Here is a 12,344-nt window from a genome sequence, read left to right as displayed (position 1 = left end):
GAATCTCACTCCTCGGTCGGTGTCGCCGGCCGTCGGCTGCCGGGCAGTTGGGAGAAGGGAACGCGGTCGGTGCGCGGTTCGCCGGGCAGTCCCAGCACGCGTTCGCCGATCAGGTTGCGCTGGATCTGGTCGGTACCGCCGGCCAGCCGGTAGCCGGGGGCACCGAGCAGATGCTGGGTCCACGCGAACGTGTCCGGCTCCCCGGTGTCGGCAGTGATCCTGGCGCCCATCAGTTCGGCCGCCGCCTGCCCGGTGCGGGTGAGCAGGTCGGAGGCCATGAGCTTGGTCAGCGACGCCTCCGGGCCCGGCCGGACGCCGGCGGCGCTCGCCCGGGCGACCCGGTCCACGGTGGCCGCGCGCAGCTCGGTCCGTATGTACAGATCGGCGAGACGCTGGCGGACCAGCGGGTCCTTGCTGCGGCCGAGGGAGCGGGCGAGGGCGAGGACGTCGGGGAAGGTGCCGCCCTTGCGCCGGTTTCCGCCGCCGGAGGCGGTGCGTTCGAAGGCGAGGGTGGCGGTGGCGACCTCCCAGCCCTGGCCGGGACGGCCGAGCCGCAGTGCGTCGGGGACGCGGACGCCTTCGAGGAACACCTCGTTGAACGAGGCGCCGCCGCTCATCTGGCGGATGGGTCGCACCTCCACGCCGGAAGCGTCCATCGGGACCAGGAAGGCGGTGATCCCCGCCTGTTTGACGACGTGCGGGTCCGTGCGGGCCAACAACAGCCCGTAGTCCGCGAACTGGGCTCCCGAGGTCCAGACCTTCTGACCGTCGATCACCCACTCGTCCTCTTCCCTGCGGGCACGGGTGCGCAGGGCCGCGAGGTCGGACCCCGCCCCGGGCTCGCTGAAAAGCTGACAGGCCAGCAGGTCCGTACGCAGGAACGCGCGTGCGTAGGTGTCGCGCTGCTCCGGCGTGCCGAACAAGGAGACGGCCATCGCCACCAGCCGCACCGTGACGCTGATCAGCTCGGTGGAGGCCGGCACCTCGTAGGCGGACTCCTCCTCGGCGAAGGCGGCCGTGTGGGCGGCGCTCAGGCCCGCGCCGCCCTTGTCCCTGGGGAGGGTCAGGGCCTGGTAGCCCGCGTCGAAGCGGGCGCGCTGATAGGCGCGGCAGCGTTCCAGCAGCAGCCGCTCCTCGTCGTCGGGGAGGTTGTGGAACACGGCGAGACCGGCCGCCCCGGAGGTGGACTCCGCCACCTGGCGTGGTGCGAGCACCGTGGCCAGCCACTGCCTGACCCGGGTGCGCCACGCGTCCAGGTCCGGCTGTTCCGCATCCGGCTCGGCCATGGCTCCTCCTCGGGGCACTTACCAGACGAGAGGTTGAGTAACGCAGGGCCGGGAGAGCTCACATCCCACTGTTCATCGTGGGATCCCCCTTCGACCCGCATGGCAGTGTTCCCTACTTTCTTGATAAACGCTACAGTCTCCGCATCGCCTTCCATGAACGCAGGGGAGCACCGAGGAGCCGTCGGAGGAGCCATGTCCCTTCCACCACTCGACCGCCGCGCCCAGGAGACACCCGACGAGCCGGCCCTGGTGGACGACCAGGGTGCGCTGTCCTGGTCCGGGCTCGCCGACCAGGTCGAGCGGGCGGCCGCACGGATGCTGGAGTTCGCCCCCGGGCCCGACCACCGGGTCGCGGTCCTCGGCGACAACGCGATCCCCACCCTCGTGGCCCATCTGGCGGGGCTGCGCGCGGGAGTGGGCACGGTGGCGGCGTCCCGCCAGCTGACGGTCGGTGAACTCGTCGACCAGCTCGTCGACGCGGGCGCGACCGGGGTCGTCGCCGGGCCCACCGGTGCCGGCGTCGCCGTGGAGGCGGCCCGGGAACTCGGCCTGCCGGTCGTGACGCACGGAACCGAGCCGGCCGGGCACGCGTTCGACTGGGATCTGTGGCTGGGGGCGGCGCCCGTAACCGCCGTACCCACGGACCGCCCCGCCCGGCCTCTCCTCGTCTACACCTCCGGGACCACCGGCCGGGCGCGCGGCACCGAGGTGCGCTGGGTGAGCGGCCCGGTCGCCGACAGCGCCGCCTATCTGGCCGCGCTGGCCGCCCGGCCCGGATTCCCACCCGGTCCCCACCTGGTGTGCGGCCCGCTGCAGCACAACGGTCCGCTGACCTCGCTGCGGCACCTGGCGGCCGGCTACCCCGTGGTGATCCTCGGCAGGTACGACCCGCAGGAGTTCCTGCACCGGGTCGAGAAATGGCGGGCCACCTCCAGCGTGATGGTGCCGACCCACTTCCAACGCCTGCTCGCCCTGCCCGAGGACGTGCGCACCCGCTACGACGTCTCCAGCCTGCTCCAGGTCTCCCACACCGGGTCCGCGTGCCCGCCGGAGGTGAAGCGGGCCATGATCGAGTGGTTCGGGCCGGTGCTCACCGAGTCGTACGGCGCCAGCGAGGCGGGCACTCTCGCCCGCATCAGCAGCACCGAGTGGCTGGAGCACCCGGGTTCGGTCGGACGCGTCCAGCCTCCGTTCCAGGTGCTGGTGACCGGCGAGGACGGCCGCCCGCTGCCGGCTGGTGAGACGGGGCTGCTCGCGTTCCGGGCTCCCGAGGGCCGGGGCGTGCGCTATCACGCCGACCCGGAGAAGACCGCGGCGGCCTATCTCTCCCCCGGCGTGTTCACCCTGGGCGACATCGGCCATGTCGACGCGGACGGCTACGTCTTCATCACCGACCGGGCCGCCGACGTCGTCGTCTCCGGCGGGGTCAACCTGTACCCGGCGGAGAGCGAGGCGGTGCTGCGGCTGCATCCCGCGGTCGCCGAGGTCGCCGTCATCGGTGTGCCCGACCCGGACTTCGGCGAGTCGCTGCGGGCCCTCGTGGTGGCCGCCACGGACGCGCCGCCGAGCGATGAGCTGGACCGGTTCTGCCGCGACCGGCTGGCCGCCTACAAATGCCCGAAGTCGTACGAGTTCGTACCGGAACTGTCGCGCAATGCCATGGGCAAGCTCGACAAACGCGCCATGCGCCGACGGTACTGGCGCTCCGAACGGACCATCGCCGGCTGAACCGGCGGCCCTCGACCCCGACCCCCGCGACCCGCGACCCGCACGAAGGATCACCGATGACCGAACTCCTCCTCGTCCGACACGGTCTGCCCCGGGCGGGCGTCTACGACCCGGGGCTGTCGCCGCAGGGCGTCGCGCAGGCCGAGCGGCTCGCCGCCTGGCTGGTGCACGAGGACCTGGACGCGCTGTACACCAGCCCGTTCCGGCGGGCACGCGAGACGGCGGCCCCGCTGGAGCGGCTCACCGGGCTGACCGCCACCGTGCTGGACGACCTGCGGGAGTGGGACACCGACGTCTCCCACCCGTACACGCCACCGGAACAGATCCGTGCGGACGACCCGCGGTCGGTGGCGCTCGCCGAGGGCCGCTACGAGGATTTCGTGCCGGACCTCGACTGGGACGCCTTCAGGTCCCGGGCGGCACGGGCCGTGCGGACCATCCTCGACGCCCACCCCGGCGGGCGGGTCGCGGCCGTGTGCCACGGCGGCATCACCAACACCTACCTGGCGACCGTGCTGGGTCTGCCCCGCATGTTCTGGTTCCACCCCGGCTACACCTCGGTCAGCCGGGTGCGGCGGATGCCCGGAGGCCGGATCGTCCTGCACTCGGTGAACGAGACGGGGCACCTGGTCGCCGAACGCGACGCCGTCGACACGGTCGTCTGATCCCGCGCAGCACTCCAAGGAGGTCCCGGCCGTGCCCGGATCCGTCATCGTCGCCGGCGCCAGAACCCCCATCGGCAAACTGATGGGCGCACTGAGCACCCTCTCCGCCGCCGAGCTGGGCGCGCACGCCATCGGCGCCGCGCTGGCGGCCGCACACCTGGACCCGGGCGCCGCGGATGCCGTCGTCATGGGCCACGTCGTCCAGGCCGGGACCGGCCCCAACACGGCACGGCAGGCCGCCGTCCGCGCCGGCATTCCGTTCACCGTCCCGGCGAGCACCGTCAACAAGCTCTGCCTGTCCGGCCTGCACGCCATCGCCCTGGCCGATCTCATGATCGCTTCCGGGCGCCACGAGGTCGTCGTCGCGGGCGGCATGGAGTCCATGTCGGGCGCCCCGCACCTGCTGCGCGGAGCACGCGGCGGCTGGAGGTACGGCGCCGCCACCGCCGAGGACGCCCTCGACCGGGACGCGCTCGTCTGCGCCTTCGACGGCGTCTCCATGGGCGCGGCCACCGAGCGCTACCAGCAGCCGTACGGCCTGACCCGCGAGGAGCAGGACGAGTACAGCGCCCTGTCACACCAACGGGCCGCCGCGGCACGGGAGTCGGGGGCACTGGCCGCGGAGATCGCGCCGATCACGGTGACCGGTCGCCGGGGCGGGACGGTCGTCGACAGCGACGAGGGCGTACGGCCGGACAGCACCGCGGCCGGCCTCGGACGGCTGCGGCCCGCCTTCTCGGGCGGGGGCACTATCACCGCGGGCAACTCCTCACAGCTCTCCGACGGCGCAGCGGCCGTCGTCGTGATGAGCGCGGAACGCGCCGAGCGGGAAGGGCTGGCACCGCTCGCGGAGATCGGCGCCTACGGCACGGTCGCGGGCCCCGACCCGTCCCTGCTGGTCCAGCCGGCCGGCGCGGTCCGTGACGCGCTGGACCGGGACGGCCGTCTCAAGGCCGCCGACCTGGACCTGTTCGAGATCAACGAAGCGTTCGCCGGTGTGGCCCTGGCCTCCGTACGGGAGCTCGGCATCCCGCTGGAGAAGGTCAACGTCAACGGCGGGGCCATCGCCCTGGGGCATCCGGTGGGGATGACCGGTGCCCGGCTGGTACTGACCCTCGCCACGGAACTGCGGCGGCGCGGCGGAGGCACGGGAGCCGCGGCCCTGTGCGGGGGCGGCGGCCAGGGCGACGCACTGCTGCTGCACGTACCGCCGCGGCCCTGACGACCCCCATCCACCCGGTACGAGAACCAGGTTGACCACCATGAACGACCACCTGACCGTGGACGGCACCGCCCTCGTCGTGGCGGCCCGCACCGATGCCGCCGACGGCGTCGCCGCCCTCACCCTGCGCCGCCCCGCCGGCGGGCCGCTGCCCGCGTGGGACCCCGGCGCGCACATCGACCTGCTCCTGGACGGGGGTCTGATCCGCCAGTACTCGCTGTGCGGGGACCCGGCCGACGAGGACGTCTGGCAGATCGCCGTGCTCCGTGAGGCACAGGGCCGCGGCGGCTCGGCGTACGTCCACGAGCACCTCACGGAGGGCACCGAGGTGCGGGCGCGGGGGCCTCGGAACAACTTCCCGCTGCGGCCGGCTGCACGTCACCTGTTCGTCGCCGGCGGCATCGGCATCACCCCCCTCCTGCCCATGGTGGAGGCCGCCCAGGCCGCGGGCGCCGACTGGCGTCTGCTGTACGGCGGCCGCGCCCGTACCTCCATGGCGTTCCTGGACCGTCTTGCCCGGTACGGGGAACGCGTCCTCGTGCGGCCGCAGGACGAGTTCGGCCTGCTGGACCTCACGGCCTTCCTCGGCACGCCCGAGGAAGGCACCCTGGTGCACGCCTGCGGTCCCGAGCCGCTGCTGCGAGCGGTGCAGGAGCGGTGCGCCGCCTGGCCGCCCGGCACCCTCGGCGTCGAGCGGTTCGCCCCGGCGCAACCGGCCGGGGCCCGCGCCGCCGAGGCCTTCGAGGTGGTGCTCGCCCGAGCCGGGCGCACGCTCACCGTGCCGCCCGACCGCTCGGTGCTGCAGGTCGTCACGGAGGCGGGCGTCCCGGTGGACTTCTCCTGCCAGGAGGGCACGTGCGGCACCTGCGAGACGGACGTGCTCGACGGCACGCCCGACCACCGGGACTCGCTACTGAGCGAGGACGAGCGGGCGGCCGGCGACACGATGCTCATCTGCGTCTCCCGCTCGCGCGGACCACGCCTGGTCCTCGACCTTTGAGCACGAAAAGGGTCCTCGCGGACTCCCGTCCGCGAGGACCCTTCGCACCGTCGGGACGACAGGATTTGAACCTGCGACCCCTTGACCCCCAGTCAAGTGCGCTACCAAGCTGCGCCACGTCCCGGTGCGGTGCCACGCGGGTGTCCGCGTGATCACGCAGGTCAACCCTACCGCACCCACAAGGGTGCTGCTGTCGGGTGTCCGGCGGCAGTGCGCCGGCCTTCGAGGTCAGCCGGCGTCGAGCGGATGGTCCGGGGCCAGGGCCGCCGCGATGCGGTCGGTGATCGTCTGGGCCGTGTTGCCCTGGGGTGCCTTGGGCTCCACGGTCGTGGACACGGCGATGGCGAGGCGCTCGGCGGGCTGGTACGCCTGCACCGCCGCGAAGCCGGCGAAGGAGGGGTTCGTCAGGACCCACCCGTTCTTCACGATCACGCCCACCCCGAAGTGGAAGGCCTGGGTCTGCCTGAGGCAGACGGTGGCGGGGCAGGTCGCGGTCCGGGTGCCAAGGCCGGGGGTGCCGGGATCGAGCTGGACACGGTAGGAGCGGTGGGAGAGCAGCTCGCCCGATCCGATGCCCTGGGCCGAGCGGGCCAGGTCGCAGATGTCGGTGGTGAGGACGGCGCCCGGTGCCGTCGTCCAGGACGGGTTCCAGAAGGTGGACTCCTCGTATCTGCCGCGTTCGCCGTCGTAGGCGTGCAGTACCGGGGCCGGGATCTGAGGGGTGAAAGCGTTGGCGGTCCCGCTCAGCCGCAGCGGAGCCAGGACGCGTTCGCGCAGCAGCCGGTCCAGGGGGGTGCCGGTGATCTTCTCCAGTGCCTGACCGAGGAGGACGAAGTTGGCGTGCGAGTAGCTCCAGTCGGTGCCCGGCTCGTACCACAGGGGATGGCTGAGCGGGAATCCGATCAGCTCGCGCGGGGTCCACTGGCGGAAGGGGTCGGCGTAGAACTGCTGGATGAACTTGGTGTCGGTGACGTAGTCGCGCAGGCCGGAGGTGGAGTCACCGAGCATCCGCAGCGTGATCTCGTCGCCGTGCGGCAGGTCGGGCAGCCAGCGGGAGACGGGGTCGTCGAGACCCACCCGGTTCTCCTCGACGAGCTGCAGGAGCACGGTCCCCAGGTGGGCGATGGCCATCGAACCGGCCCGGAAGTGCATGGCGGGCGTGGCCGGGACACCGGTCATCGTCTCACCGGCCGCGTCGGTGACCAGCTCGCGTCCGTTCACCGTGACCCGCACCAGTACGGCCTTGAGGTCGAGCTGCCGCCGGGCCTGCCGCGTGATGTCCTGCACCGTTCGCGCGCGGTCGTCCCGCTGGCCGCCGACGACGCACCCCGGCGCAGGGCGTCCGGCGGCGGGGAACGCCGTCGTCTGGAGGGTCACCGTGAGGATGGCGACGGAGCACAGCGACACCGCACGGAAGCCGACCCTATGGCCCATACGGGACATAAGAACCATATTGGCACCGTGCGGCGGCCGGCGCGGTGCGGGCCCGTATGCGTGGTCGCCGGTTACTTGATGACCGCGTTGGCCACCACCACGATCACCCCGATCAGCGCGTCCCCCATGCCGGTGGCCACCGCGAAAGTCCATCTGCGGCCCGCGGACCTCGCGGAGAACAGGCCCAGGGTGAACAACAGGACGATGTTGAAGGAGAACGCCGAGTACTCGACGCTCCGGGTCGGCCACCAGCCCCAGCCCGCCCCCGCGAGGATCAGGACGCTGGGCAGCATGGCCACGACCAGCGGCCACTCGTCGGCGAGCGCACGCAGGGCCTGCCCCCGTCGACGGGGGCCGCGGTCGGCGATGTAGTGGGCGTAGCCGTGCGCCAGGGCGGAGGCCAGCGCGGTCACCAGCAGCCAGGCGGCGTCGTAGCGCCGGTCGGCCCGGGAGTAGCGCCCGTACTCGGTGAGTGCCGCCAGCACGGCGCTGGCGACCACGGCACCGTAGACACCACCGAAGAGCAGCATGGACCGGCGGTCGTGCGCGGGCCGCCGGGGCACGGCCCGGGAGGTGTCCGCCATGGGCTCCTCTCTTCCAGGGTCTTCTCGGGGCTGCGAAGCCGGCGCTCTCCACGATCACCTGGCGCGACGCGCCCCGCCACTTCACCGCGGCCGGTCAGAGACGGTCCAGGAGGCCGGGCGGCGCGGTGGTCGACCTAGTGCGGCGCGGTGTCGACGGTGGTCGGCCAGACGTGACGGAGCCGGGCGGTGCCGGTGCCGTCGTGGCCGGTCACCCGCACGTCGCGGGGCCGTCCGGCGTTGACACCCGTGCTCGCCGACCTCAGGGTGGGGCCGGACAGGATGTGGACCGGTCCAAAGAGGGGCTGTCATGGTGGACTCGCTCGGTGTCGCCGTCATCGGATTCGGCTGGATGGGCCGGGTGCACACCCAGGCGTACGCCCGTGTCCGGCACCACTATCCGCGGCTGCCTCTGCGGCCGGAACTGGTGACCGTCGCCGAGGAGGTGCCGGGCCGGGCCGAGGAGGCCGCCGAGCAGTTCGGTTTCGCCTCGGCCACCCGCGACTGGCGGGAGGTGGCCGCCGACCCGCGGGTCCGGGCGGTCAGCATCACCGCACCGAACTTCCTGCACCGGGAGATCGGCGTGGCGATGGCCGAGGCCGGCAAGCACATCTGGATCGAGAAGCCGGTGGGCCTGACGGCCGGGGACGCCCGGGCGGTGGCCGACGCGGTGGCGAAGGCGGGTGTGCACGGGGCGGTCGGCTTCAACTACCGCAACGCGCCCGCCGTGGAGGCCGCCCGCGACCTGATCGCCTCCGGCGGGATCGGCACCGTCACCCATGTCCGCGTCCGTCTGTTCAGTGACTACGCCGCCCACCCGGATGGCGCGCTGACCTGGCGGTACGAGCGGGAGCGGGGCGGCAGCGGAGTCCTGGGCGATCTGGCCTCGCACGGCGTGGACCTGGCCCGGTACCTGCTCGGTGACATCGCGTCCCTGACCGCCGACACCGCGGTCTTCGTACCGGAGCGGGCCCGCCCCACCGGCGCCACGGCGGGCCACTCCCGGGCCACGGGCGGCGAACTCGGCCCGGTCGAGAACGAGGACTACGTCAGCTGTCTGCTGCGCTTCGTCTCCGGCGCCCGCGGTGTCCTGGAAGCCTGCCGGGTCTCGGTAGGCGAGCAGAACAACTACGGCTTCGAGGTGCACGGCACCTCGGGAGCGGTGTTCTGGGACTTCCGCCGGATGAACGAACTCGGGGTCGGCCGCGGTGACAGGTACCAGGACCAGCCCGTCAGCACCGTGTTCGTCGGGCCGGGCGACGGCGAGTTCGCGGCGTTCCAGCCGGGCGCGGCCAACGCGATGGGCTACGACGACCTGAAGGTGATCGAGGCCGCCCGGTTCCTGCGCTCGATCGCGCAGGACGAGCCGTACGGAGCGACGCTTGACGACGCCGTGCGCAGCGCGGAGGCCCTGGACGCGATGGTGCGGTCGGCTCAGAGCGGCTCCTGGGTGGACGTCCGGGTGCCCTGAGTGTCCGGGCTCGCGGACAGCCGTGCGACGCCGGCGACGAGGGCGTCGATCACCGGCTGCGGGGGCCGGTCGGGCACTCCGTGCCGTTTCACCGGGTCGGCGGTCCGCGCCGCCAACGGGAGTTCCACCTGCACTCCCCCTCGGCGGGTCATGTTGACGGGGTTCCGCGGATGCAGCCCGCGCAGGGCGGGCGGTATCGCCGCGACATCCGTGACGGCCCTGAATCCGGGAGCGCAGGCGTCGAACTCCTGCGCGAGGACGAGCGCCGCCTCCCGGTTGCCGCCGCCGAGGTAGACGGTGCGTGCGGCGTCGGGCCGCATGTGGCCGTGCAGGGAGACCGTGAGGGAGACAGCGGACAGGAACTCGCCGAGGAGCGCGCAGTGGTCCACGGCCATGCGGGCGGACGGGATGTGCACCGGCCGCCGTGTCCCCGGCTGGGTGAGGACCAGGCTGGTGGCGCCGCAGCGGCCGGCCACGATGCCCGCCAGTTCGGCCGTGCCTCCCTCGTTCGCGCCGTGCAGGGCCAGCAGTCCGATGTCCCCGCCCCGTACGAGGGTGGCGACCATGGGCACGCCTTCGATCCGCAGGTGTTCGGTCCGCTCGGTACGGCTCACTCCGCCCCCCTTCGGTTCGCCGTGTGCACGGGCATGTTGTACGGGGTGACGACCTGGATCGCCGACGGCAGGGTCGGGCCGGCGGGCGGCAGGGCGCCGTGGGCGCGCATCACCAGGTGGCAGGCCTCCCGCAGGTCCTGGCGGAGGTCGTGGTGGAGCACCGCGGACAGGCGGTGCTCGCGCAGCAGGCGGGTGTTGTCCTGGTCGAGGTCGTGCGCGACGAACACGGCGCACTCGCGGCCGAGGTCCTCGAACGCCCGCAGGGTGGCGATGTTGCCGCCGCCGATCGAGTACACCGCGCGGATCTCCGGGTCCCGCTCGAGCGCGGCCCGCACCAGGTCGTACTGGGTGGCGTCCAGCCCCTGCCCCTCGGCGATCTCCACCAGCGTGCGCTCCGGGTGGCGGGCCCGCATGACGCTGCGGAAGCCCATCTCCCGCTCCTCCTCGTTTCGGAAGAACCCGCTGCTGAGGCTGGTGAGGACGTTGCCCGGCCGGTCGCCGAGCCACTGGCCGGTGAGGTAGGCGGCGGTGGCCCCGGCCGCCCGGTTGTCGATGCCCACGTAGCCGAGCCGGCCGCTGGCGGGCAGGTCGGTGACCAGGGTGACGACCGGGATCCCGGCCGCGGCCAGCCGGCCGACGGCGGCGGTGACCTCGGGGACGTCCGGCGCTTTGAGGATCACGCCCTGGGAGCCGCGCCGGGCGATCCGGTCCAGGGTGCCGACCAGCTCCCGCACCGGGCCGGTCTCCCGGAAGTGGAAGCGGGAGCGGAGCACGGCCGGGTGCAGCGCGGGCAGTTCGGCCTCCAGGGCGGAGCGCACGGCTGTGCTGAACCGTTCGGGCGCCTGCATCACGATGTCGACCATGAAGGTCCGGCCGACCAGCCGGACCTGGGTGCGCTGCCGGTCCAGGTCCGCGATGGCCCGGCGGACCTCCTGCGCGGTGCTCTCCCTCACCCCTCCCCTGCCGTTCAGCACACGGTCCACCGTGGCCTCGCTGAGACCGGCCTGACGTGCGATCTCGCGAATCGGGAAGGGGTGACCCATGGTGGGGACTCCTCGGCTCCTTGAGGGGTTTTTGATGGTTGCGTGCTGGTTGTTGGAAGGGTTTGTACTGACAAGAATGACAGGGCCGCGTCGCTTCCCGTGACCGAAGGAAGGACACCGATGTCCCCGACCTCCGCGCCAGGCGGTGTCTGGCTGTCCGCGAAGACCCCCGATCTCGACGCGTTCCGCGCGCTCGTGGAACGGGCCACCGACCCGGCCGACTACCCGTACGCCTCGGCGGTGGAGCGCAACGTCCTCGTCTACGACAGTGAGCGGCTGCGCGCGGCCGGGGACCTCCGGGCGGTGCGGACCGAGCTGGTCCGGGCGCTCGCCGACGGGCCGGGCATCGTGGTCTTCAAGGGCGCCTTCCCGGATCCGTCCGTCGTGGACCGGGCCACCGCCGTGTTCGAGGCCCTGATCGCCGAGCAGCGTGCCTCGGGCGCGGGAGCGGGCGACCACTTCGCCACGCCGGGCGCCAACGACCGCGTGTGGAACGCGCTGGAGAAGGCCGCGCTGCACGACCCGGAGGCGTTCGCGGACTACTACGCCAATGACGTCCTGGCCCTGGTGTCGACGGCCTGGCTCGGTCCCGGCTACCAGGTGACCTCCCAGGTCAACGTGGTCAACCCGGGCGGCGCCGCGCAGACCGTGCACCGCGACTACCACCTGGGGTTCCTCTCGGCCCACGCCGCCGCGGCCTACCCGGCGCACGTGCACCGCCTCTCCCCCGTGCTCACCCTGCAGGGCGCGGTCGCGCACTGCGACATGCCGGTGGAGTCCGGCCCGACGCTGTACCTGCCGTACTCGCAAGCGTACGAGGCCGGCTACCTGGCCTGGCGACTGCCGGAGTTCCAGGCGTACTTCGAGACCCACCATGTGCAACTCCCGCTCGCCAAGGGCGACGCCGCCTTCTTCAACCCGGCGCTCTTCCACGCGGCGGGATCGAACGTCACCGCGGACGTCCGGCGCGTCGCCAACCTCCTGCAGGTGTCGTCGGCCTTCGGGCGCGCGATGGAGACCGTGGACCGCGAGGCGGTGGTGAACGCGGTCTACCCGGTGCTGCTCAAGCGGAAGGCGGAGGGCCTCGGCGAGGCGTGGCTGGAGCACGTCGTCGCCGCGAGCGCCGAGGGCTATCCCTTCCCCACCAACCTCGACAGCGACCCGCCGGTGGACGGCCTGGCCCCGCCCTCGCAGGCGGACCTCGTCCGGCGGGCGCTGCGGGAGGAACGCACCCCGGAGACGCTCAGCGAGGAGCTGCGCGCCGCCGCCGGGCGACGCGCGAGCTGAGGACCGGGACCAG

The 12,344-nt window shown here is 72.9% G+C and carries 11 protein-coding genes and 1 tRNA gene; 6 read left to right on the top strand and 6 right to left on the bottom strand.

From position 1 onward, the window contains the following. Nucleotides 1-5 precede the first annotated feature (5 nt). Nucleotides 6-1,286 (bottom strand): acyl-CoA dehydrogenase family protein, encoded by a 1,281-nt coding sequence (locus ACFYZQ_RS26540; protein ID WP_389152469.1) that lies wholly within the window; start codon nucleotides 1,284-1,286, stop codon nucleotides 6-8. Nucleotides 1,287-1,478: 192 nt separating this feature from the next. Here ACFYZQ_RS26540 and ACFYZQ_RS26535 point away from each other — a divergent pair, with 192 nt between their 5' ends. The 4 genes from ACFYZQ_RS26535 to ACFYZQ_RS26520 are packed head-to-tail and all read left to right on the top strand — an operon-like array spanning nucleotide 1,479 to nucleotide 5,901. Beyond that, the gene (locus ACFYZQ_RS26535; RefSeq protein ID WP_389152466.1) at nucleotides 1,479-3,014 is read left to right on the top strand and encodes an AMP-binding protein; all 1,536 of its coding nucleotides are present in this window, start codon (nucleotides 1,479-1,481) and stop codon (nucleotides 3,012-3,014) included. 56 nt (nucleotides 3,015-3,070) lie between these two features. Continuing rightward, nucleotides 3,071-3,679 (top strand): histidine phosphatase family protein, encoded by a 609-nt coding sequence (locus tag ACFYZQ_RS26530; protein WP_389152463.1) that lies wholly within the window; start codon nucleotides 3,071-3,073, stop codon nucleotides 3,677-3,679. 31 nt (nucleotides 3,680-3,710) lie between these two features. Next, a complete protein-coding gene (locus ACFYZQ_RS26525; RefSeq protein ID WP_389152460.1) occupies nucleotides 3,711-4,901 on the top strand; it encodes an acetyl-CoA C-acyltransferase in 1,191 nt (396 codons plus the stop codon). Between the two features lie 40 nt (nucleotides 4,902-4,941). After that, nucleotides 4,942-5,901, top strand: a complete 960-nt coding sequence (locus tag ACFYZQ_RS26520; RefSeq protein WP_389152457.1) for a PDR/VanB family oxidoreductase — start codon at nucleotides 4,942-4,944, stop codon at nucleotides 5,899-5,901. Nucleotides 5,902-5,951: 50 nt separating this feature from the next. On the opposite strand, the gene ACFYZQ_RS26515 is transcribed toward ACFYZQ_RS26520, so the two are convergent. From ACFYZQ_RS26515 to ACFYZQ_RS26505, 3 genes are all read right to left on the bottom strand, one after another. Next, a tRNA-Pro gene (locus ACFYZQ_RS26515) sits at nucleotides 5,952-6,025 on the bottom strand. Nucleotides 6,026-6,129: 104 nt separating this feature from the next. Then, nucleotides 6,130-7,335: a serine hydrolase domain-containing protein gene (locus tag ACFYZQ_RS26510; protein ID WP_389152454.1), complete on the bottom strand. Its 1,206-nt coding sequence runs from the start codon at nucleotides 7,333-7,335 to the stop codon at nucleotides 6,130-6,132. A gap of 71 nt (nucleotides 7,336-7,406) precedes the next feature. Beyond that, on the bottom strand, nucleotides 7,407-7,919 hold the full coding sequence (locus tag ACFYZQ_RS26505; RefSeq protein WP_389152451.1) for a hypothetical protein: 513 nt from the start codon (nucleotides 7,917-7,919) through the stop codon (nucleotides 7,407-7,409). Nucleotides 7,920-8,226: 307 nt separating this feature from the next. On the opposite strand from ACFYZQ_RS26505, the gene ACFYZQ_RS26500 reads away from it, so the two are divergent. Then, on the top strand, nucleotides 8,227-9,387 hold the full coding sequence (locus tag ACFYZQ_RS26500; RefSeq protein WP_389152449.1) for a Gfo/Idh/MocA family protein: 1,161 nt from the start codon (nucleotides 8,227-8,229) through the stop codon (nucleotides 9,385-9,387). Here the strand turns inward: ACFYZQ_RS26500 and ACFYZQ_RS26495 are convergent. Then, nucleotides 9,351-10,001 carry a poly-gamma-glutamate hydrolase family protein gene (locus ACFYZQ_RS26495; RefSeq protein WP_389152446.1) on the bottom strand — a complete coding sequence of 217 codons (651 nt, stop codon included), beginning with the start codon at nucleotides 9,999-10,001 and terminating at the stop codon, nucleotides 9,351-9,353. The genes ACFYZQ_RS26500 and ACFYZQ_RS26495 overlap by 37 nt on opposite strands. Further along, the gene (locus tag ACFYZQ_RS26490) at nucleotides 9,998-11,044 is read right to left on the bottom strand and encodes a LacI family DNA-binding transcriptional regulator (RefSeq protein ID WP_389152444.1); all 1,047 of its coding nucleotides are present in this window, start codon (nucleotides 11,042-11,044) and stop codon (nucleotides 9,998-10,000) included. Before ACFYZQ_RS26490 ends, ACFYZQ_RS26495 begins: the two co-directional genes overlap by 4 nt. A gap of 120 nt (nucleotides 11,045-11,164) precedes the next feature. Between ACFYZQ_RS26490 and ACFYZQ_RS26485 the strand changes: the two genes are divergently transcribed. Next, nucleotides 11,165-12,331, top strand: coding sequence for a phytanoyl-CoA dioxygenase family protein (locus tag ACFYZQ_RS26485; protein ID WP_389152442.1), 1,167 nt, complete (start codon nucleotides 11,165-11,167; stop codon nucleotides 12,329-12,331). Nucleotides 12,332-12,344: the final 13 nt, after the last annotated feature.

Origin of the sequence: Streptomyces sp. NPDC001843 (assembly GCF_042891955.1) — a bacterium.
In the GTDB taxonomy this organism is placed as follows: Bacteria; Actinomycetota; Actinomycetes; order Streptomycetales; family Streptomycetaceae; genus Streptomyces.
The sequence above is the reverse complement of the archived record's forward strand: the minus strand, read 5'-3'. Positions and strand labels throughout refer to the sequence as shown.